The organism is Shewanella sp. SM95 (assembly GCF_025653595.1).
In the GTDB taxonomy this organism is placed as follows: Bacteria; Pseudomonadota; Gammaproteobacteria; order Enterobacterales; family Shewanellaceae; genus Shewanella; species Shewanella oncorhynchi.
The window spans coordinates 80553-102241 of the sequence record NZ_JAKKSE010000015.1 but is presented as its reverse complement, the minus strand read 5'-3'; the positions used below and the strand labels follow the sequence as shown (position 1 = coordinate 102241).

Below are 21689 nucleotides of genomic sequence, written 5' to 3'. Positions count from 1 at the left end.
CTCCTATGGACGCTGTGATTCGATAAAGCGAGCTAAGCTGGCAACACTGTGGAAATGGGCCTTAGTGGCATCCGAATTGGCTTCGATTTTGACATCAAATTTTTTCTTGATGGCTAAGCCGAGCTCGAGGGCGTCGATAGAATCTAAGCCTAAACCTTCGCCAAATAGCGGTGCATCGGTTTCAATATCATCAATGCTGACGTCTTCTAGATCGAGACAGTCGATGATTAACTGCTTTATTTCATTGTTTAAGTTCATAATTATTTTCGAGTTGTTGTTTATAGTAATGTTCAAGATCCCGCGTCAGCTGCCGGGCCATTTTTGCATGCTCACCTAAAGCCGCTTGGTACTTCTGGTAAGAAACGATTGTGCCGATTTCAACGGCCATTCCCATGGTTTGCCTTGGGATTTCATACCAAGGTTGCTCCTTTGTCAAACCACGCACATTGGTACGTAGCACCACAGGTAAAATATCCGCTTCGGCCCTTAAGGCGATATTGGCAGCGCCGCGGGCAAAGTGGTTAATGGTCGCGCCGACAACCGTGCGCGTCCCCTCGGGGAAGATAATCAAATTGGTGCCTCTTGCGAGCACTTCGCGGCAATCCTCTAGCATGAGTTCGGCGCCGCGATTGGGAATATAACCCGCGCAGGACACCACACCACGCAAAAATGGATTACGCCACAAAGCTTGTTTGACTATGCAGCCCGCATTGGGCATGAGACTTATCAATACCACCACATCCACTAAACTGGGGTGGTTGGCAATGACGATAACGCCTTTGGCATCATGTAATTTTTGGGCATCGTGGCTGCTGACCTTAATCACACCAGCCCAAGTGAGCATGGCGACAAAGCCTTTGAACATTAAATGCACGGCCTTTTGTACCCGAATAATCCGCGCCTCTGGTGTGCCTGGCCAAAAACGCAGTAGCGGCAGAATAGTCAAGGAGCTTAATAAGCCGCCTAAGCCAAAGGCGATATAACAACTCACGCCACCTAGCCAACGTGGCACATAATTCAGCCCTTTGCGGCGAGTTTCCGGCAAGGTATAAGCGGCATTGAGCATTGAATCTTGATGATCCTTAGCGGCGTCATGGCTGTGGGCTACATCAAACATGCTCAAGTCTCCAATGCCATTGGGATAAGCAGCCTGAAATATTTTGTGCCGTCGCTAGGGCGTGGATAAATGCACCATAGGTCAGCGGATTTAAAGCTGTTGCTTTAGAAATGCGGCTCACCGTGAGCTTGGCCGAAGCGGGTGTATCGAAGGGCGCGAGCTGTAGGCCTAGGGCCAAAGGTAATTCAAATTCTTGGGTAAACTCATCGTACACAGGAGGCACTGGATCATCACCGAACACCAATAACAATGGTTCTGGCGATTGATGTAATTGGGCGAAGGCTTCGACCATAGCTTGGGACAGGGTTTCTGTGCCCGCCGCAACTGAAGTTGAAGGCGCTGTATTGGCCGCCACTATGCCAAAAATGCCGCTGGCGGTGTTGTGCACCGACTGACTAAAACCTAAGGGCGATAAGGGCTGTTTGGCGATAATGTCTTCGAGCAGGCCAATGGTGCGCTGCAACTCTCCATGGCGCGAGGCAAAAATAGAGCGACAATTTGCAGGCATTTCGCACTGAAAACTCACCTCTAACATCATCTTAGTCAAGCGACTAAAACGGCGGCGCTGCATGGCGGGAATTTGTTTGAGTGCGGGAGCGGTGGTATCCGACTGTGGTGGCGTATCGAGATTGAGCTCAGCCGAACTCTCGCACCAAGTTTGCCAACTTTGATGGTGCTGATATTGGGGGGCCCAAGCGCCCCAAGAGAGAATGCTGAATGTTAGTTGCACTACTTTGCCTCGACACTAAATTTAAGCTGTCTTAGTTATCCCTAACTAAGTTAGAACATTAATGGATTGTCATACCATAGTGAGGAGTATACGCGTTAGAAGAATGACGCTCGAAATGCCCTCTACAGCGTGGTCATTCTACACTATGCCCCTTCTTTTTATGAAGCCATTTGCATTGTGCGGGTTAACGGAATGGGATCAAGTGCTGTGATTTACAGCACTTATTCGACATTGAGTAACAAATATCGCAGTGGCTATCTGATTTCGCATACACTTTAACTTACAGGTTAAAATGAAAAAAGGCGCACTGAGCGCCTTTTGGCATGAGCTTGATAACCTATTGCGACAATTGATTCTCGATTTTACGCAGCGCTACTTTCAACTTGCGAGTATTTTCTGGACCCATACGGATCAACAGTTTTTGGGCACTGGGTAGTGCCTCTAAGTTAGGGTCAACGAATTGATAGTTAACGCTAATTGAATTCAGCTCAATCGGATCTTCAATAATAGGTGCTGCGAGTAACATTTTAATCGCTTGCAGCATTCTGTCGTTAAATTTGGCGTTGCTGTAGCCGAGTTCGGTAAAGGCTTCCTCTAGGAGCGGCGTCAGTTGCTTGTAAGTTGTGATTAAGCTCTGTTCGTCCATTTTGGCAATCGAGTCAACATAGGCGTCGTATCTGTGGAACCCCTCAGGATTTAAATACACTTTGTTGGTGATTTCTGAGACTGAGAACAGCTTCTCTGGTCCTTTAAGTGGGCTAACTTTACGGGTTAATTCACCCTGAGCTAGGTTATCCACGAATACCACAAATTGGCGGACGAGATCTTGCTGCACTAACGAAGAACTCAACACATTGTTATTGATCATGGCGAGGGCTTTTTGTTGCACAAATGCATCACTTTCAGCCAGCACAGGCACAGGTTCTACGACAACTTCAGGCTCTGCCACTGCAGTGGTTTCAGTGCTATTGGTGTTCGTTTCTGTAACGGCAGGCGTCGTCTCAGTGGTTTCAGGCTCTGGCGCACTTTCGAGCGTCATAGGTTCAGATGGCGGTGTTTCAGGCAATACAATAGGGGCGTTAGGAATGAGTTTAGGTGAGTCAGAATCACCGCTGTAGTAATAATATCCTCCGGCAGAAAGTAGCACGACGAGCACTATCGCAAAAAGCGCAAAGCGATTGCTGCTAGAAGACGTCTCTTGAGGTGTTATTCTATCATCTTGATTAACTTGCATTTTACATCCTTCGCTTGAGTGTCAAGGTAACTTGGTGAATACATGCAGCTAACATTAAAGTGCAAGAGCGGGCTATTTGAAGGCCGCAGGTTCATTTTGCAAGTTTCCATGCGCTTGTCTATAGCGCTTAGCTGAACATAAACAATTTATTTCGAGTAAAGGCTGATGTTACGCCTCGTTCTTTACCCTTTAATATTTGCGGCCTAAGCCTGCACATAGTGCTGTCTGTGCCCGAGCCAACGTAAAATAATTGCATCGACTTTTTCGGGAGCTTGCGCCATTACATGGCTCGCTAATTTCTGAATGTGTGGGATCAAAGCTTGATCGCGCACCAGATCGGCAATTTTGAGCTCAGCCAGTCCTGTTTGCTTAGTGCCAAGCACTTCACCCGGGCCACGAATTTCTAAATCTTTCTGCGCTATGATGAAACCATCATTGCTTTGTCTGAGTACGCTCAGTCTTTGGGTGGCGGTATGGCTCAACGGCGCCTTGTAGAGTAACACACAATGGCTTGCGATGGCGCCTCGACCGACTCGTCCGCGCAGTTGATGTAGTTGTGCTAGACCTAAACGTTCAGGGTTTTCAATGATCATCAGGCTGGCATTAGGCACGTCGACGCCCACTTCAATCACGGTTGTCGCTACCAGTAGATGAATAATGCCTGCCTTAAAGTCGGCCATGATTTGCTGTTTCTCGGCGCTCTTTAATCTGCCATGCACTAGGCCAATATTGAGCTCGGGCAGGGCGAGGCGCAGTTCTTCGGCCGTGTCTTCGGCGGCTTGGCATTCGAGCACTTCGGATTCTTCAATCAGAGTACACACCCAATAGGCCTGACGTTTATCTGTGATGACGGCGTTACGCACCCGTTCAAGCACTTCGTTGCGGCGTGAATCGGCAATCGCCACTGTGGTTACTGGAGTTCGTCCCGGCGGCAATTCATCGATAATGGACGTGTCGAGATCCGCATAGGCTGTCATCGCTAGCGTGCGCGGGATCGGCGTTGCCGTCATGATCAATTGATGCGGATGGAAACCTTGGCTCACGCCCTTTTCCCGCAGACCTAAGCGTTGGTGTACGCCGAATCTGTGCTGCTCATCTATGATAATTAACGCGAGTTTATTAAAGACCACATGCTGCTGGAAGATGGCATGGGTGCCAATCACCATTTGGGCTGCGCCGGATTCAATATCCGCAAGGGATTGCGCTCTTGCCTTGCCTTTAAGTTTACCCGCTAGCCAACCGACTTTAAGCCCGAGTGGTTCAAACCAAGCGGCAAAGTTAGTTGCATGCTGTTCGGCCAATAGCTCGGTCGGCGCCATCATGGCGACTTGATAACCGTTTTCAATCGCTTGCAGCGCAGCCATCGCCGCGACTAAGGTTTTACCCGAGCCCACATCCCCTTGCACTAAGCGCATCATAGGGTGCGGCTTTTCTAAATCTTTGCCTATATCGGCCACCACTCTTTGCTGGGCGCCTGTGGGCTTAAAGGGCAAAGCGGCAAGGAAGGGATTGAGCAACTGCCCCGTGGCCTGCATGGTCACTGCTGCATCTAAATTACTGCGCTGCCTTAGGCGTAGCATGCTGAGATTATGGGCGAGCAACTCTTCCTGCACCAGTCGCTGCTGGGCTGGGTGTTGGCCTAACTCTAAATCGAACTGAGAGCTCCCCGCAGGAGGTCGATGTAGCGTCTGCAGCGCTTGTTTAAGGCTGATGTTATTCGGTTGCAACTGAGGTGGTAGCAGCTCAGTTAAACCGCCATCTTCCAGTAATGCCAAAGCTTGCTCGGTCAGCTTTAGCCAACTCGCCTGTTTTAAGCCCTCAGTCGTGGGATAAATCGGCGTTAGGGTATCGCTTAGGTGAACATCTTCACCGGGATAGACGACTTTATATTCTGGATGCACTATCTCAGCTTGATGACTACCACGGCGCACTTCACCATAGGCTCGGATCATTAAACCATTTTGCATGGCATTACGCTGGGCGACAGAAAAGTTAAAGAAGCGCAGACTTAAGCTGCCCGTATCGTCGCGCACATTGCAGACCAGCATGCGCTTGCGGCCTTGGATGATTTGTGTCGATTGGATTTCAGCTTCTATAGTGCCATAACCGCCTAGGCTGAGGGCGGCAATGGGATAGATTTGGGTTCTGTCTTCGTAGCGCAGGGGTAAGTGAAACAGCAGATCTTGTACTGTTGTGATGCCGAGCTTTGCGAGTTTCTCCGCGACCTTTTTGGCGACGCCTTTGAGGTCGGTGATCGGAACAAGATCCAATTGCTGCAAGTCGTTAGCACTCAATCACTGTGAATTTATACATATATTAACAGAGAATAAGCGTAAGGCAATCTCAAGGGGAATTAGGGTGTTATCAAATTTTGTTTGGAAGCATAGCTAATATCCTTCTGTGGCCTTAAGACCACAAAATTGTTGATAAGATATCGTTAGGCTGAAAGCGTGGTTAACTGTGAGTGTTATTACAACCAGCCTTTTTGCTTGGCAATGCGGGCTGCATCGATTCGATTACTGGCATTGAGTTTGGCTATGGCTTCAGAGAGGTAGTTGCGAACAGTCCCTTCGGCGATAAAAAGAGTTTCGGCGATGTCGGAGGTGGATTTGCCTTCGCTAGCGAGGCGAAGAGCGCGGCGTTCTTTGTCGTTGAGTGGGTCGACATCGCCAATCGCCATCATCGCAAGTTCAGGATCGATCACTCGTTTTCCCGCCATTACTTGTTGAATCGCGTTGACTAAGGTTTCCGAGGGCGCATCTTTAAGCAAAAAGCCGCCCACACCCGCTTCGATGGCACGTTTTATATAGCCTGCACGGCCGAAGGTGGTAATGACCACTATCTTGGTTTGGCTATGTTGCTCCTTTAACCATGTGGCCAGCTCTAAACCTGTGCGGCCGGGCATCTCGATATCTGTTAGTAAGAGATCAAAACTTTGCTGTTTGAGTAAGCTTAGAGCTTCGTCGCCGTCACTCGCTTGGGTGATACTAAAACCCCCTGCAAGCGTAAGGAGTGCGGCGAGTGCTCCTCGCACCATGGCTTGATCTTCCGCCAATAAAATCTTCATTAATGTGTTGCTCCCTGCAAAGGTAAACTGACGGTAAATCTATATCCCTGTTCGAGATTATAGCTCAAGCTGCCGCCTAAACTGTCGAGACGCTCGCGTATACCAGTGAGGCCATTACCCTCTATAAAAGGTTTGGCCGCGGCATTGTCTTTGACTTCGAGCAGCAGGCGGTCTGATTGCTTAGAAAAGTGGATAGAGCATTCACTTGCACCGCTATGGCGAAGAATATTATTAATGAGTTCGGTGAGGATCAAACTCAGTTGGCTTTCTGTGGTTGCACCTAGCTTGGGTAGCTCACCACTGAGCTCGACACTTAAGCCTTTATCCCTTAAGGATTTACAAAGCTGCGTCACGCAACTCTCTAGACCTTTGTGTTTGTAGTCTGACACTGTGTGGCGGATCTGGCTTAAACTTTCCCTCGCAATTTGTCCTAGCTCAATCAATTGGGTTGATGCGAGTTCATATTCTTGTTTTGCGATAAGCTTTTCGGCTAGCTCGGCCTTAAGGGCGATGGAAGAAAGGCTATGCCCCATAATGTCGTGTAGATCCCGCGCGATACGTTCACGCTCAAGCATAGTGGCCAAGGTGGTAATTTCTTGGGCACTTTGCTGTTCTTTCAATTTATGCCGATAACGTCTGCGTTCGGCGACACCAAACATGCCCACGCCGAGCACTAATCCCGAGCCGTAAAGCGGAAAGTAGTAACTGTTAAAGTGGTAAATCTCATTGAGGGCAAACAGCAGGCCGATGAGGGCTGCAATAGCCAACAGACAGGTCCGGAGAGGATAAAAAAAGCCAATGAAGAAAGCGGCAAAGGTAAATAGCGAGATAGAGCCTGGGTTGATTGGTGTGATCGCTATTGCTATGGCCACCATAATGAGAATGGGCAGATAGGCGCTACGGCTATTGCACTTATAGGTCCAAAAATAACTGGCAATAAAAGGGATTAACACGGCAAAACTGAGGGCGATTTTCCAGCTTGGATAGGGATTAATGGCAAGTGGGATCAGATAAAACACTAAGTTTATCAAATACACCCAAGCAAGTTTTCGTTCGAGCTGAAGGGGAGTGCTTATCATGATGCCTCTGTGTCACTGAGTTGGTTGTTGAATGCCCACCGATGGCATCTGTTTTAATTTATTCTTTTTAGGGATTGGCGCTATCGTCAGCGCCATAGATCCCCGTTAACAACTTTGTCTATTTTGCACTTAATTGCTGATTTTGTTGAAGCAAAAATTTTGCCCAACCATAATCTGCTTGTACTTTGATCGCTTGTTGCCAATCTTCAATCGCGCCTTGGCTATCGCCTAATTCCTGTTTAGCGAGCCCGCGCCACGTGTAAGCTTCGGCTTCACCCCAGCAAATGTTGTCGCAAGGCTGGGCGAATCTTTCTATGGCTGTAGTGGCTAAGGTCTTAGCATTTTGCATGCTGCCGCCAAATATGGCTGGCGTGTTATAGGCGGCGATGGCTTTAAGAAGCGCTACCCGTGGATTTTGTGGTTCTAATTGTTCGGCACTGGCAATCGCCTTGGCGGATTTCATGCCGAGCGTTGCACCTTTACTATTATCTAAGGCGATTTGCATGCCATAAACCGACGATAACAGGGCAAGGGATTCTGCATTCGCTTGGCTGGTTTCGAGTGCTTCTAATGTGGTTTGCGCTGTAGTCAGTGCGCTGCTAGCGAGTGTTTTCTGCCCCATTACATTGGCACTGATGGCTAAGCGATAGTTCGCATAGGCTTTATCATAATCTTGAGTGCTACCGCTCAGTTGTTGTAATTGCGTTAGATTCATCGCATTCGAGGCCGCGTCTACATTGGTGATGTTAGTGTTTGATGACGTTGCTGCAAACGAGTGAGTACTGATAAGCAAAAAGCTGGAGGCGAGGAGTAATGTTTTCATGGTATTTCCTTATTGAGTGAGTTTCCCAATGTTTGGGTACGGGCTCATTATCAGAAATTCGATAGAAGAACTGCAGACACAAAGGTCATGGCTTTGGCATGACAAATGTCATCAGTTGAGTTGTGTGCTTATATTCTTTATGAGGTGTGCTTTAAAGAAGGTGCGTGATGAATAAAGGACAGCAATACCTAGAGAGCAAAACACCGGAGAGGCTCCGGTGTTTTTTTTATCGCAAATGATCAGCTAAGTGTTATACCACAGCTTGAGTGCTCGCTTGGTTTATTAGGTAGCCCAAGTAACCTAAGTAGCACAGTAGTAATACTGAACCTTCGCGGCGGCCAATACGAAATCCTGTCCAAGCGAAAGGTAAAATCATGATGGCAAATGCCAACATCACTATGAAATCAAAGGGTTGGAAGCCAAGTGATGATACTGGCTGTACTATTGCAGTAATACCTAAAATACCCAAAATATTGAATATGTTAGAACCGACAACGTTACCTATGGCTATGTCACTCTGACCTTTCAGTGCCGCTAGAACAGAAGTTACTAACTCTGGCATACTGGTACCAATCGCCACGATCGTTAAGCCGATAATGACTTCACTGATACCGAAGGTCTTGGCTAAATCTACCGCGCCGTTGACAAACAAAATACCGCCACCGACTAACATACCAATACCGACTAAGATAAATAGGGCTGAAAGTAGCGGATTATTTGGACCTGCTTCAATCTCTTCCTCTTCATTACCATTTTTCGAGCTGATGTAACTAAAGGCTAAATAACCGAACAGTAGTGACAGTAATATCACACCGTCAATTAGGCTGAGCTCGCCATCTAACAAGAGTGCCCAGAACAACATGGAAGCCAATATCATCAAAGGGATATCACGCTTTACGACTTGAGATTGCACTTGAATAGGGCGGATAAGTGCCGTGATGGCTAAAATCAAACCTATGTTAGCAATGTTAGAGCCAATAACGTTACCTAAGGCGATACCGCTGTTTCCTGCTAGAGCAGATTTTACACTCACAGCCAGTTCTGGTGCGCTAGTACCAAAGGCTACAATAGTTAAGCCTATGATAAGTGGCGTAATACCTAAACGTAGAGCGATAGAACTCGCGCCACGCACTAGGGCTTCTGCGCCTAAGGTTAAAATAATAAAACCGCCAATAATCGATAGTGTAATTAGCATCGTTAGACTCTGTTAAACCTAATATTGAATGGAAAAGTACAAGGGAATTGCCCCTTGGCCGACTGGCGCACATGATACGTGGTTTTATCGGATTTTGACAGAATATGTCATAAAAAAGCACACCCTAGGCGTGCTTAGTTTTAGCTGATGACCATGCTCGCCAACTGATTGTTTGGCCTAGTTATTTTTGAGTTAATTCATCTTCCCAGCGGACTTGGGCGCCACGAATGCCGTCAACTCGTTCGCTAAAGGCTTGTTCAAGCACATGGCGTTTGATTTTGAGGGTAGGCGTGAGCGCATCATTCTCAATCGTCCAAGGATCACTGACCACGACAATCGCATCGACATGTTCGTGTGACTCTAAGTGCGGATTAACGCTATCGAGTGTCGCTTTGAGTGAGGTGCGGACTTCTTCGCGGGCTTGTAGATTGGCCCCTTCGGATAACTGCACTAGTGCGACGGGATGTGGCAGACCAGAGCCAATCACGCAGATCAGTTCAACATGGGGATCCTGTGCCAGTTTACGTTCGATAGGCACGGGCGCTACATATTTGCCCTTGGCGGTTTTAAAGTTGTCTTTCACTCGGCCAGTAATAGTGACACAACCATCGGCATCAATTGAGCACAAATCGCCTGTGTGGAAGAAACCATCAGCATCGAATGCCGCTGCAGTAGCTTCAGGCTGTAGATAATAAGCAGTCATTAATCCCGGACTCTTGAGCAGTAGCTCACCATCCTCGCCTTGGCGGATCTGGCAATCCTCAACTGGGCGGCCAACAGTACCAATTTTACGCGCATCAAAAGGATAGTTGATGATCGAATAGGCACAGTTTTCTGTCATACCCCAAGCTTCGCAGATATTAAGACCAATACTGTGATACCAGTGGATCAGTGATGGTGGAATTGGCGCCGAGCCAGAGCCGAGTAGACGACAATAGTTTAAACCTAAACCCTTATGGATTTTGTATTTCACAAAGCTGCTAAGCAGTGGGATTTTCAGCAATAGATTAAGTTTACTGACCCCAATTTTGTCGATAATGTTTTTCTGAAACAGGCTCCATAACCGTGGTACCGAGAAGAATACCGTTGGTTTTGCCCGTTGAACATCGACAACGAAGGAGTCGAGACTTTCAACGAAAGCCACCACACTACCTGAGTAGAAGGATGAGCCTTCAATCGCAACGCGCTCTGTGATGTGGGCTAAGGGTAAATAGGATAACAGTCTATCGTCGCCATCGGTGCGCAGGTCACGGACGACCGCTTGGCAAGTCCAGCCATAGCTGGCGAAGGTTTGAATCGCGCCCTTAGGTTGGCCAGTCGAGCCAGAGGTATAGATGAGTGTCATCACTTGATCTGGAGTAGGCAACGGGGCGTTAACTAAGGGGTAGCCTAGCTTAAGCAATTGTTCCCATTGATATTGTGCTGGCATCGTATCATAGGGCATGGCAAGGCGTAGTAGCTCGCCGCCGACACCGGCTTCTTGGTCTGCCCAATGGTCAAGCTTGCCGAGAAAAATGGCTTTTGCGCCACTGTGTTGCAGTACATAGCGAATCGTGTCTGTGTTGGCGGTAGGATAAATAGGTACGCTGACATAACCGCCGTGCATCAACGCGAGGTCGGTGATAAACCATTCGGCACAGTTTTTAGAGAGAACGGCAATTTTATCACCACGCTCTAAGCCTAAGTGATGTAAGGCTCCGGCAAGTTGTTGAACTTTTTCTTGAACTTCAGCCCAAGTAAAATCAAGGAATTGACCCTTGATCGGTTGGCGTAAATAGACTTGGTCCCCCTGAGTATTAGCCCAGTGCGCCAGCATTTCAATTGGCGTCTTAATCGCTGTATCCATTGGCAATTCCCTGTTATTTATTGTTCTTTTGGCTGTACCCAGTATGGCGAGTTTTGTGAGCTCGCGCAAATAGTTTACAAGATTGTAAAATATGAGAATGGAGCGCAAAGCCTACAAGTTGAGTGTGAAAGTAAGATGAAGAGAGTGGCGAGCGGGTGGGATTGTGTTGGCAACAAAAAGGCGCCGTAGCGCCTTTTCGTTTATAGAAGGTGAAATGCTAGCGCTTACAGCTCCATCACGCCGTCCATTTCAACTTGAGAATCCTTCGGCAATTGCTTCACGCCGATAGCAGCACGGGCTGGATATGGCTGGCTGAAGTAACGACTCATGATTTCATTCACTTTAGCGAAGTGGCTTAAATCAATCAGGAAGATGTTGAGCTTAACGATATCGTTGATTGAACCACCCGCAGCAGTACAAACCGCCGTCAGGTTTTCAAATACTTGCACGACTTGCGCTTCAAAATCATCGCTGACAATTTGCATTGTGCTTGGCACGAGCGGGATTTGGCCAGATAAATACACTGTGCTGCCGACTTTAACCGCTTGTGAATACGTGCCTATGGCCGCTGGGGCATTTTCAGTCGCTATGATGATTTTTTCTGCCATGACGCTCTCTTTAGTGTTGAGTTAATTAACGATTACGGGACGTGCGCAGTACTTCGGGCAGTACCCTAATTCGGCGCATCACGTTGGCTAAATGGATCCTGTCTTTCACCGAAATCCGCAGGTTGATCAAATACACGCGGCCATCACGTTCTTCAGTACTGAGGTTGTGAATGTTTGAACCTTCGGCGGCAATGATCGAGGTGATCTTCGCCAGTGCACCTTGGTGGTTAACGATTTCGACCCGCAGATTGGCTTGGTAATCAACGCCTTCAACATTATCCCATTGTACGGGAATATATTTGTCTGGCTCGCCTTGATAACCACGAATATTGGCGCAGTTTTCCATGTGTACCACTAAGCCCTTACCTTGGCTCACGTGCGCTATCACGGCATCACCTGGGATGGGGCGGCAACAGTTAGCGAAGGTAACGAGCATGCCTTCGGCGCCACGAATTGGCATCATGTGGCCGTCGCGGCTCTCTTGATTCTCAAGATTATCGCCAATCAAACGCTGGGCGATAACAATACTCATGGCATTGCCAAGGCCGATATCGGCGAGCAGCGAATCGAGCGTCGTATGTTTAGTATCGCGGATCACTTTTTCAATCTGCTCAGGCGCAATGCTGTCGAGCTTAGTCTTGCCGAGCGCATGGTTGAGCAGGCGGCGACCGAGCGCAATTGCGTCATCACCCTTAAGGCTTTTCAGCACTTGCCGGATTTTAGCGCGGGCCTTACCGGTTACCACAAAGTTCAGCCAAGCGGCATTAGGACGCGCGCCTTTAGCTGTAATGATTTCAACGGTTTGGCCTGAAATTAACGGTTGGCTAAGCGGATACGCTTGGCGGTTAACACGGGCGCCGACGCAAGTATTACCTACGTCCGTATGCACTTCGTAGGCAAAGTCTACCGCGGTGGCATTGACGGGTAATTCCAGAATGCGACCTTCAGGGGTGAACACATAAATCTCTTCAGGGAAGAGTTCAGTCTTCACGTTTTCAACGAATTCGAATGAGGTGCTAGCGCTTTGTTGTAGCTCCAACAAGCTTTGCATCCACTTACGGGCACGTACTTGAGTCGTCGTGCCTTGGCCTGTTTGTGCTCCGCCTTTGTAGGCCCAATGTGCGGCGACCCCTTTGTCGGCCATCTGATCCATATCTTCGGTACGAATTTGGATCTCAACGGGCACGCCGTGTGGACCAAATAAAGAGGTATGGAGAGACTGATAACCGTTGGCTTTGGGGATAGCGATATAATCTTTGAAACGACCGGGACGAGGTTTGTACAGTCCGTGCATGGCACCGAGTACGCGATAACAAGTGTCGATGGAATCGACTATCACCCTAAAGGCGTAGATATCCATGACTTCTTGGAATTGCAGCTCTTTACTCTGCATCTTGTTATAGATGGAGTAGAGGTTTTTCTCGCGACCTTTGACTTTTCCCGGAATACCCGCATCGTTTAAGCGCGTATACACAGCGGCTTCGATGCCTTGGATCAATTCTTTGCGATTGCCACGGGCGGCTTTAACGACTTCTTTAAGCACCCGATATCGCATGGGATAATAAGCTTGGAAACCTAAGTCTTCTAACTCTGTCTTGATGTTATGGATACCGAGACGGTTAGCGATAGGTGCGTAGATCTCTAAGGTTTCGCGGGCGATACGGCGACGTTTGTCGGGACGCAGTGCGCCTAAGGTACGCATGTTGTGGGTTCTATCGGCAAGCTTGATGAGGATAACGCGGATATCCTGCGTCATCGCCATCATCATTTTACGGAAGTTTTCAGCCTGGGCTTCTTTCTTGTCGCGAAATTTAAGCTTATCGAGTTTTGACACGCCTTCGACGAGTTCGGCCACCGCGACACCGAATAGTTCGGCTAAATCGTCTTTGGTGACATGGGTATCTTCGATAGTGTCGTGGAGCAGTGCTGCCATCAGCGTCTCATGATCAAGACGCATGTCAGCAAGGATGCGGGCAACCGCAACCGGATGAGTAATATAAGGTTCGCCACTCGTGCGCATTTGCCCTTCGTGGGCATCGCGCGCAATCTGGTACGCCTGCTTGAGCAATTCTACCTGTTCAGGTTCTAAGTAACCGGAAGCAGACTCCTTTAGACCTTCAAACAGATACAAGTGGCAGCTCTCCCTTTACCTAAATAGGTTTTTACTCAAAAACTATAATGAACGACCTTCAGCAATGGCTGCAACCGCTGCAATTTCAGCGGCTTCACGTTCACGTACCGTTTGACGCTCATCGGCATCTAAGGTGTGAGCATTAACTAAACCTAGTTCGATTTCACGCAGGGCGATAACCGTGGGTTTGTCGTTCATCTCTTCAACCATAGGGTCTTTACCCTGCACGGCGATTTGGCGAGCACGACGCGCCGCAACCAAGATCATATCAAAACGGTTGCCGATTTGTTCTACGGCGTCTTCTACAGTTACGCGAGCCATGTGTTGAAACTCCAGTTTATCTAGGGAAAAAATGACGCAAAATTGTACACTATGACAGCTATCCTGCCAACAGATCGTGAAGCATATCATTTTGCGCGTGGATCTGACTAGCACCTGTTAAGCGCTGACTGCGAATGATGGCACGCAAATCGGCTAAGGCAGTGTCAAAATCGTCGTTGACGATAATAAAATCATATTCTTTATAGTGGGACATTTCCGATACGGCTTGTGCCATACGGCTGGCGATAACATCGCTACTGTCTTGTCCGCGACCAGTGAGGCGGCGTTCTAGCTCGGCTTTAGAGGGTGGTAGAATAAACACACCAACGGCTTCTGGCATCACGGCTTTAACTTGTTCGGCACCTTGCCAGTCGATATCGAGGAAAACATCGATACCTTGGGTGAGCGTATGCTCGATCACATGGCGCGAGGTACCATAATAATTGCCAAACACTTCTGCCCATTCAAAAAAGGCATTTTCAGCAATTAAGGCTTTGAATTGCTCAACATTAACGAAGTGATAGTGTTGACCATCAACTTCACCTGGGCGTGGTGCGCGGGTGGTATGAGATACCGAAACCTGCATGTCGGCTGGCTTGTCTTTAAGCAAGGCTGAAATCAACGAGGATTTACCTGCGCCACTTGGCGCCGACACAATAAATAAATTTCCGCGTGCGGTCATGAGCTAAATATCCAATGGGTTAACGCAAGAAGGGCCCAGAAAGCCGAGTATTATACCGATTTTGACCATAGAAATACTAGGGCTTGTTGGCTGGCAATTTAAGCCTATTTTAGATTTACTTCGATATTATGTGCATTTTTATCCGACTTGGGTCGTAGGCACTGACAATTGCGGGTAAATTGGTTACGCTCGTGCGAATAAGGCAATGAGTGTCTTTTTGTATCTCGTTTTTACAACAATAAAGGAAGGGTCGTGCTGTTAAAATCTCTTTTCTGCCTTCACGGGCGTGATTCTCGTCCCCGTTTTGTCGCAATCAGTGTTGGCGTTTACGTCTGTATTGCATTTGCAGCCGCTGCTTTTGGGGCTAATTTTCTGATGTATTTGCTGGCATTGTTGGGTCTACCTTTATTAGGGCTCACCAGTTTGCGTCGTTTGGCCGATGCCGATAAGTCAAAAGGCTTGATTGGCGTATTTCTATTGCCGTTAATAATTTTTATCGGCCTGTTAGCGGCCGGTGTGCATATTGCCTTAATTGGATTGAGTTTAGTGTTAGCCGCGGGACTGACATTTTGGGGCTGGCGCTTTCCTGCACCAACGATAGTGGATTATCGCTACGGTTATTTCGGTCCTGAGCTGGATGCACCAACATCACAGGCCATGCCTAGGCGCCGTGTGGAACCGACTATCGTTCCTAAAACCATCGCACCTAAAACCATAGATCCTAAAATCGTAGATCCTAAAACTATAGACCCTAAAGCCATGGCATCTAAAACTGCCATAGATCCTAACATCATTGACCCTAAACCTATTGTTGATCAAGACGTTGCCGTAAGACAATCGGCAAAATCTACCTCTCATATTCAAGCACAACCTCAAGCTGAAAGGCATGAGCCGCATGTTGAGCAGCTTCATGCCCAAACCATTAGCGCTGAGACTGTGTCTGAGCCAGAGGTCGATTTATCGAACCATGTTGAATCTGTTTTAACATCGGCGAGGGTTGAGCCGAGTGTTAGCGCGGCGGAGGCAGAGCGAGAGGCGTTGCGTCAAGATGAGCTGCGCTTTGATGCGTTAACTCGAATGACGCAGAATCCTGCCGATTTTGTGATACCAGACAGCCATGCAGATTTCCGTCCTGCTAATACTAGCCGCGTTGAACAGACCCACATTGAGTTGGTCGATGTCGATGTGGACAATGTTAATTTGAAACATGTCGACTTTACTGCGGCGCAATTAGATCCTGCCGAGCGTAGTGCTGCACCCGGTTGGCGTTTTACCGCCGAAGAAGATGACGAGCCTGACAGCTTTAACGATAGAGATCATGCCGAAGAAGTGCGTCAGCGCCGCGCCGAAGCAAAAGATTCTGGTTCGATGACTGAGCTATTTCGCGGTTTATTTGAGTTTTTGGCGCCACTAAAGCGTTTCTTGGTGTTGCCTAAGATTAAACTGCCGAAAGTGGAACGCCGTTATTGGCGCCCAGCAGGAATTGGCTGTGGCGTGGTGCTCTTGATTGCCTTGGTGTGGGGCCTTTGGCCAAATGGCGACTCTGAGACAGGTGATGGTGCAGAAGTTGTCACGGTTAACGCGATTGCGCCCTATGCGGGTGAGCGGGTGACGCTCGCGTTACCGGACGGTTTTTCTGTGGCGCTGGAGGATGACATCTTGATCATGCGTTGGCTCGGTGAGAAAGGTAAAGCACAAAATCTGTGGTCCTTAGCGACGGCAAAGGGAGATAAAACTTGCAGCGTCTTATCCTTTAACAATGGCACTGACTATCGCCCTGTGACTGTGGATCTGAAAGCGGATTCCGCTTCAGAGGCGCGATTCTCACCACTCGATACTCAGGCCATCATTATTGATCTCGCCCGTCGAGGTAATATTAGCCTGTGTGGTTATAAGTTCAGTCTTAAGGGCAGCCAAGCGATATTGGAACAAAATCGCACCTTTGGCGATTATATTGCTCGTTAAAAAAGTCTGCAGCTAAGTCGATAAAAATTCTGCTTAAATGCTAGTCACAATTAGAGGGGTAGATTACACTTTTGCTCCTCTTTTTCTCAAACCGTACTTTAGGTTGTTTAGGTCGCTGCGGTTTGGGGAAACACCTTTAAATTTGAACTGAATATATCAATCCAGCATGAATACAGAATTGACCTTAGTCATTATGGCTGCGGGGCTAGGTAGTCGTTTCGGCGGCGATAAGCAATTGGCGGCACTCGGCCCCGCGGGTGAACCCATGTTGGTGCTATCAATCATGTCGGCCATTCGCAGTGGTTTTCAGCGTGCTGTGCTGGTGATCCGCCCAGAATTAGAAAGTGAATTAACTGAGATCCTGACACGATTTTTGCCAGCCGATTTTGAATATCATTTTTGCTATCAAGTCTTAACGGATTTACCCGAAGCGGCGCAGTTGGCGGATCTTAGCCACAGGCTTAAACCTTGGGGCACGGCCCATGCACTCTGGAGTGCGCGCCATCTCGTTAAAGGGCCAATGGCCGTTATCAATGCCGATGATTTTTATGGTGATAGCGCTTTTGCTTCCTTAGCCAAAGGCTTAAGCACTAGGCCAACTGAGTGGATGATGGTGGCCTATCCCATAGAACTCACGTTGTCGGAACACGGTGGCGTTAATCGTGGTTTGTGTCAGGTTGAAAATGGTCAGCTTAAATCGGTCGCCGAATGGCTCAATATCGCCGAGCAAGCTGGCCACTTAATGGGTGATGGCCCGCAGGGTCATGCTAATTTGCCGGCGCACTCCTTGGTCTCTATGACATGCTGGGGCTTCTCCCCAAACATATTTGATGTTATTAAACGTGAATTAACCGAATTTATCGGGCAACAGGGGCAACAACCTAAGTCTGAATGCTATTTACCCGCCATAGTACAAGCGGGAATTGAGCAAGGTTTGCCTGTGTATGTCGATGTTGCCTGTGAGCCATGGCTTGGCGTGACTTATCCGCAGGACACTGTCTGGGTAAAACAAAAATTAACGGAGTTATTGAGTGATTAAACTCATCAGGCAGTCAGTGTTGCCTCATTTTGGTATTGAATCTGCCGAGGCGAAAATTTCTGCCCTCGGTAATGGCCACATCAATGACACCCTTTTAGTGCGTTGGCCTGCGGGCGAATTGGTATTGCAGCGAATTAACACTGAGGTATTTAAAACACCCAACGCTTTGGTCTGCAATGCCGATAAAATTAGCCATCATTTATGCGCTAAGTCATTGCAGCAACAATACGGCCTTAAAGTCGTTAGCCCATGTTTAACCCAAGAGGGTGAGCTGGCTATCGATTTAGGCGAGCAAGGATTTTGGCGCGCGATCAGTTACTTGCCCCATAGTCTTAGCATTGAAGTGGTTAAGTCGGAACAAGAAGCGGAAATGGCGGCCAAGGCCTTTGGGCATTTTGCCTCTGCCTTGAGTGATTTTGATGCGACAGAGCTTGAAGATGTGATCCCCCAATTTCACCATTTACCGGGACGCATGGCCTTACTAAAGCAGGCCGCTGAACTCGATAGTCAACATCGCTTAGCGCTCTGCCGTCATTGGGTTGATTACGCGTTATCTCAGCAGGCTTTGCTGGATGAACTTGCAGAAATATCGCCAAAGCTGCCGCTACGAATTTGTCATAACGACACTAAAATCAATAACATGCTTTTTGATAAACGCGACATGTCCAGCATGGCGATTATCGATTTAGATACCTGTATGAAAGGTCATCTTATGTATGACTTTGGCGACATGGTACGCACTTTCTGCTCGCCAGAGGAGGAAGACTCTACGGCCTTGGATAAAGTCCAAGTGCGCCAAGACATCTTCGCCGCGATTTGCCGTGGCTACTTGAGCGAGTTGGGTGACGTTTTAACGGAAGACGAAAAGCGCAGTCTGTGGCTCGGTGCTCGGGTGATTTGTTTGATGATAGGTGTGCGTTTTTTAACGGATTATCTTAACGGTGATGTGTATTTCCACATTCACCGCGAAGGCCATAATTTAGACCGCGCCGCCAACCAGTTTACCTTGTACCAAAGCTTGCTCGACCAAGAGACTGTGCTTAAAGCTAACTTCTAATTCAGCGCTTGGATATCTGTGCATTGGTATCTGTGTACTGAGTCAATGTTAAAGCGTGTAGTCGAAAAACTTACGGCTTTGTGGGCCTGCGCTATTGGTGTTGACCTTGTTGGGGTGTTTATATTCGCCCCAACTTGCTACGTTGCGGCCCACGTTAAGTTTAGGGAAACTCAGTGGCTCGCTTAAACTTAATGCGACATCGCTATTCTCCGCGTTTGCTTCCATTCCCAAAAATTGCAGTAACTGACTCAAGCTTCCTGCATGGCTCACATCGATTGAAATAAAGTCTTCCCGCCCACTAAAGTAAGCGAACACTTCTTGCTGATGCTTTTGATAACAGGCAATTAAGTGCTCACTGCTGGCAGGTTCCGCCACTTTATCTATGGCGAAAGTATGCCTAAAACTGCGCTTTAATATTGGATGGAAGCGGCCCGTTTTTTCATCTAAATGGGGTGCCATTTTACCAAGTAACATCTGCATCGAAGGCAACCAAGTATTGATATCGCGGTCGAGATAGACAAACACTGCCTCGGGAAATAATAAATCCAACTGCTGATAATCGCTGAAACAAGGCGTGTCGGACACGGCGTCGGCCAGCATAAACGCCTGCTTAGTAAAGGCCATGTGCGCCACTTTTAGCCCTTGCTCCAATAGCGCCACACTCACACTCGTGGTGCCCGTGCGTGGTAAACCTATGATAAAGACTTTCTGCTTTTTCACCTTTATCTGTTCGTCACTGAACGCATTCGACTGGACTGGATGCATTGCATCTGGCGTCGCAATCGGTGAATGACCAGTAGGTTGAACATTGCCGATACGCTGTGCATTAGCAGTACATTGTACGTGAGTAGAGGTTGGTGAATTGTTGGCGTTATCAGGCATAGGTTAGGCTCAGAATGTGTGTCAGCGGTGCGGTAAAGCCGTAAGTTTTCACCTCGGCGTTTCACATTGGCGTGTCAAATCAGCGGCGGTATTATATCTCAGCGCGAAGGCTTTGTCGGTGGCTATACATATTTGTCGGTGGCTATACATAAAAGTCACGCGCAACGCCAATGCACCACAGTAAAGGCGCCACTAAGTTGTATGATAGCTGCACTGTAGCTGCACAATAATAGCAAGTGGCTGACCGCAAGGCTTAGAAACAGAGCTCCCGGATTACCAACAAGGCTCATTTCTCTGCATTGCATAGCCATGTTGGTATTGATGAGGCGATTATTAGTGCTATTCGACTCATAAAGTGAGTCGAATAGGTTTGTTAATCGCCTCATTATGTGAGTAGAATAGGCTTGTTATTCGACTCATGGGGTAGATATGTGGATTTGGCAGCAAGCCGATTGGCCTAAGTTTCATTGGAACACCAGCAGCATTGATGCCTTGCTGCGTCAGGTCTATTTCAATCAGGGCCAGTTGCTTGGCAAGCAAATGCTAAGTCACGACGATAGCCTATTAACGTCAGACGCTGCACTCGACACCTTACTCGCTAACATTATCCATTCCAGTGCCATTGAAGGTGAAAAGCTCAATGCGGCTTCGGTGCGCTCATCCTTAGCTAAAAAACTTGGCGTGACTGAAGATACACCGTATCCGACAACAGCGCAAACCGATGGTTTGGCTGACATTATGCTCGATGCCTTAAAAAATTTAGATACAGAGTTAACCCTTGAACGGATATTGGGCTGGCATAAACAGTTATTTCCCCAGGGTTATACGCTGTTTAACCCTGTTATTGGCGGAGCGCTGCGTGGCGATACACCTATGCAGGTTGTCTCTGGCCGCATTGATAAACCAACAGTACATTTTGAGGCACCCTCTAGAGCGGCATTGGATGCTGAACTCTCGCAGTTTATCGAATGGTTTAATGCTTCACGGCAAGCGCAGGTTTTAGATCCGCTTATCCGTGCGGCGATAACACATCTTTGGTTTGTTACTCTTCATCCACTTGATGATGGTAATGGGCGCATCACGCGTTTATTGACTGATTTAGCTTTGGCGCAAGCGGAGAAACGCTCGATTCGTTTTTACGCTATGTCGGTCAGTATTCTTGCCCGTCGCCAAACTTACTATGACATTTTAGAGTCCACTCAAAGGGGGGATGTCGATATTACTCCTTGGTTAGTATGGTTTTTTGAGACCCTCAATGATTGCTTACTCAATGCGATGGCAGATGTGAGCAGAACGCTGTCGAAAACTCAGTATTGGCAAAGTGTCGACCAATCTTTATTGAGTCAAGAGCAAGCCAAAGTACTCAATTGCATGTTAGACGGCGATTTTGAGTTAGGGATTAATAGTAGCCAGTATCAAAAAGTCGCTAAGGTGAGCCGCGCCACCGCTACTCGTCATCTTGCGCAAATGGTTGAACAGCGGTTTTTAGTTAAAGCCGACGCCGGCGGGCGAAGTACGAGGTACTTATTGCCACTCAGTTTGAAACGATAAGGGTTAGGCATGCTATCAAGCACTTGCATTCCAGTGACTCGCAGCAAGTCCATCCCTGGATGCTCAACCGTGACGTCCTGTCACGGATGGTCACTTCCATGCGAGTGCCTAATCCTGTTAGCCTTCGCGCATATCTGTTAGCCAGTAGAACCAATCGCTTAATAGACATTTGAGATAGATACTGGCCCAAAGCCGACGTCGGCGGCCGAAGTACAAGGTACTTATTGCCGAGTGGGAAATAGGGAGCAGAATTAAGTTAGTTTTGTTTGCTCAATAATCTCGGGCTGATAAGATGCCTGCCCACAGGCATATCTCATTTTTTGGTATTCGGCTCGTCATGGCTCCCATCCTGTGGGTTGCAA

19 protein-coding genes are annotated in these 21689 nt (G+C 48.0%); 4 read left to right on the top strand and 15 right to left on the bottom strand.

Annotated features, from left to right (window positions below):
• Window positions 1-3 precede the first annotated feature (3 nt).
• From L5M29_RS15975 to gmk, 14 genes are all read right to left on the bottom strand, one after another.
• Window positions 4-258 (bottom strand): phosphopantetheine-binding protein, encoded by a 255-nt coding sequence (locus L5M29_RS15975; protein WP_011787697.1) that lies wholly within the window; start codon window positions 256-258, stop codon window positions 4-6.
• Window positions 242-1117, bottom strand: a complete 876-nt coding sequence (locus tag L5M29_RS15970) for a lysophospholipid acyltransferase family protein (RefSeq protein WP_263168719.1) — start codon at window positions 1115-1117, stop codon at window positions 242-244. Before L5M29_RS15970 ends, L5M29_RS15975 begins: the two co-directional genes overlap by 17 nt.
• Window positions 1110-1847, bottom strand: a complete 738-nt coding sequence (locus L5M29_RS15965; RefSeq protein ID WP_113941113.1) for a beta-ketoacyl synthase chain length factor — start codon at window positions 1845-1847, stop codon at window positions 1110-1112. The genes L5M29_RS15970 and L5M29_RS15965 overlap by 8 nt, the downstream gene beginning before the upstream one ends.
• A gap of 337 nt (window positions 1848-2184) precedes the next feature.
• On the bottom strand, window positions 2185-3081 hold the full coding sequence (locus tag L5M29_RS15960; protein ID WP_219255063.1) for a DUF3014 domain-containing protein: 897 nt from the start codon (window positions 3079-3081) through the stop codon (window positions 2185-2187).
• 203 nt (window positions 3082-3284) lie between these two features.
• On the bottom strand, window positions 3285-5360 hold the full coding sequence (recG, locus tag L5M29_RS15955) for an ATP-dependent DNA helicase RecG (protein WP_263168718.1): 2076 nt from the start codon (window positions 5358-5360) through the stop codon (window positions 3285-3287).
• 191 nt (window positions 5361-5551) lie between these two features.
• A complete protein-coding gene (locus L5M29_RS15950; protein ID WP_113941110.1) occupies window positions 5552-6148 on the bottom strand; it encodes a DNA-binding response regulator in 597 nt (198 codons plus the stop codon).
• Complete coding sequence (locus tag L5M29_RS15945; RefSeq protein ID WP_263168716.1) at window positions 6148-7227, bottom strand: sensor histidine kinase; 1080 nt, start codon at window positions 7225-7227, stop codon at window positions 6148-6150. The genes L5M29_RS15950 and L5M29_RS15945 overlap by 1 nt, the downstream gene beginning before the upstream one ends.
• A gap of 118 nt (window positions 7228-7345) precedes the next feature.
• Entirely contained in the window at window positions 7346-8050 is a 705-nt protein-coding gene (locus tag L5M29_RS15940) for a hypothetical protein (protein ID WP_263168715.1), read from the bottom strand.
• Between the two features lie 250 nt (window positions 8051-8300).
• Complete coding sequence (locus tag L5M29_RS15935) at window positions 8301-9245, bottom strand: calcium/sodium antiporter (protein WP_105251158.1); 945 nt, start codon at window positions 9243-9245, stop codon at window positions 8301-8303.
• 181 nt (window positions 9246-9426) lie between these two features.
• Window positions 9427-11091, bottom strand: coding sequence for an AMP-binding protein (locus tag L5M29_RS15930; protein WP_263168713.1), 1665 nt, complete (start codon window positions 11089-11091; stop codon window positions 9427-9429).
• Between the two features lie 224 nt (window positions 11092-11315).
• Window positions 11316-11699, bottom strand: a complete 384-nt coding sequence (locus L5M29_RS15925) for a RidA family protein (RefSeq protein ID WP_006079838.1) — start codon at window positions 11697-11699, stop codon at window positions 11316-11318.
• Between the two features lie 25 nt (window positions 11700-11724).
• On the bottom strand, window positions 11725-13830 hold the full coding sequence (gene spoT / locus L5M29_RS15920; protein WP_105251161.1) for a bifunctional GTP diphosphokinase/guanosine-3',5'-bis pyrophosphate 3'-pyrophosphohydrolase: 2106 nt from the start codon (window positions 13828-13830) through the stop codon (window positions 11725-11727).
• A 42-nt stretch (window positions 13831-13872) separates the two neighbouring features.
• A complete protein-coding gene (gene rpoZ / locus L5M29_RS15915; protein ID WP_007651394.1) occupies window positions 13873-14151 on the bottom strand; it encodes a DNA-directed RNA polymerase subunit omega in 279 nt (92 codons plus the stop codon).
• Between the two features lie 58 nt (window positions 14152-14209).
• Entirely contained in the window at window positions 14210-14833 is a 624-nt protein-coding gene (gene gmk / locus L5M29_RS15910) for a guanylate kinase (protein WP_105251162.1), read from the bottom strand.
• 252 nt (window positions 14834-15085) lie between these two features.
• Between gmk and L5M29_RS15905 the strand changes: the two genes are divergently transcribed.
• From L5M29_RS15905 to L5M29_RS15895, 3 genes are all read left to right on the top strand, one after another.
• Window positions 15086-16798, top strand: a complete 1713-nt coding sequence (locus tag L5M29_RS15905) for a hypothetical protein (protein ID WP_263168711.1) — start codon at window positions 15086-15088, stop codon at window positions 16796-16798.
• Between the two features lie 166 nt (window positions 16799-16964).
• Window positions 16965-17837, top strand: a complete 873-nt coding sequence (locus L5M29_RS15900; protein ID WP_263168710.1) for an NTP transferase domain-containing protein — start codon at window positions 16965-16967, stop codon at window positions 17835-17837.
• Window positions 17830-18894: a phosphotransferase enzyme family protein gene (locus tag L5M29_RS15895; RefSeq protein ID WP_212600297.1), complete on the top strand. Its 1065-nt coding sequence runs from the start codon at window positions 17830-17832 to the stop codon at window positions 18892-18894. Before L5M29_RS15900 ends, L5M29_RS15895 begins: the two co-directional genes overlap by 8 nt.
• A 48-nt stretch (window positions 18895-18942) precedes the next feature.
• On the opposite strand, the gene L5M29_RS15890 is transcribed toward L5M29_RS15895, so the two are convergent.
• Entirely contained in the window at window positions 18943-19776 is an 834-nt protein-coding gene (locus L5M29_RS15890; protein WP_263168708.1) for a sulfotransferase, read from the bottom strand.
• A gap of 429 nt (window positions 19777-20205) precedes the next feature.
• Between L5M29_RS15890 and L5M29_RS15885 the strand changes: the two genes are divergently transcribed.
• A complete protein-coding gene (locus tag L5M29_RS15885; protein ID WP_263168706.1) occupies window positions 20206-21327 on the top strand; it encodes a Fic family protein in 1122 nt (373 codons plus the stop codon).
• The last annotated feature ends 362 nt before the right edge of the window (window positions 21328-21689 follow it).

Excerpts from the sequence above, each read along its gene's own strand:
- L5M29_RS15975 (WP_011787697.1), bottom strand. The coding sequence starts at position 258 with ATGAACTTAAACAATGAAATAAAGCAGTTAATCATCGACTGTCTCGAT.
- L5M29_RS15970 (WP_263168719.1), bottom strand. The coding sequence starts at position 1,117 with ATGTTTGATGTAGCCCACAGCCATGACGCCGCTAAGGATCATCAAGAT.
- L5M29_RS15960 (WP_219255063.1), bottom strand. The coding sequence starts at position 3,081 with ATGCAAGTTAATCAAGATGATAGAATAACACCTCAAGAGACGTCTTCT.
- L5M29_RS15950 (WP_113941110.1), bottom strand. The coding sequence starts at position 6,148 with ATGAAGATTTTATTGGCGGAAGATCAAGCCATGGTGCGAGGAGCACTC.
- L5M29_RS15945 (WP_263168716.1), bottom strand. The coding sequence starts at position 7,227 with ATGATAAGCACTCCCCTTCAGCTCGAACGAAAACTTGCTTGGGTGTAT.
- L5M29_RS15940 (WP_263168715.1), bottom strand. The coding sequence starts at position 8,050 with ATGAAAACATTACTCCTCGCCTCCAGCTTTTTGCTTATCAGTACTCAC.
- L5M29_RS15935 (WP_105251158.1), bottom strand. The coding sequence starts at position 9,245 with ATGCTAATTACACTATCGATTATTGGCGGTTTTATTATTTTAACCTTA.
- L5M29_RS15930 (WP_263168713.1), bottom strand. The coding sequence starts at position 11,091 with ATGGATACAGCGATTAAGACGCCAATTGAAATGCTGGCGCACTGGGCT.
- L5M29_RS15925 (WP_006079838.1), bottom strand. The coding sequence starts at position 11,699 with ATGGCAGAAAAAATCATCATAGCGACTGAAAATGCCCCAGCGGCCATA.
- rpoZ (WP_007651394.1), bottom strand. The coding sequence starts at position 14,151 with ATGGCTCGCGTAACTGTAGAAGACGCCGTAGAACAAATCGGCAACCGT.
- gmk (WP_105251162.1), bottom strand. The coding sequence starts at position 14,833 with ATGACCGCACGCGGAAATTTATTTATTGTGTCGGCGCCAAGTGGCGCA.
- L5M29_RS15900 (WP_263168710.1), top strand. The coding sequence starts at position 16,965 with ATGAATACAGAATTGACCTTAGTCATTATGGCTGCGGGGCTAGGTAGT.
- L5M29_RS15890 (WP_263168708.1), bottom strand. The coding sequence starts at position 19,776 with ATGCCTGATAACGCCAACAATTCACCAACCTCTACTCACGTACAATGT.
- L5M29_RS15885 (WP_263168706.1), top strand. The coding sequence starts at position 20,206 with ATGTGGATTTGGCAGCAAGCCGATTGGCCTAAGTTTCATTGGAACACC.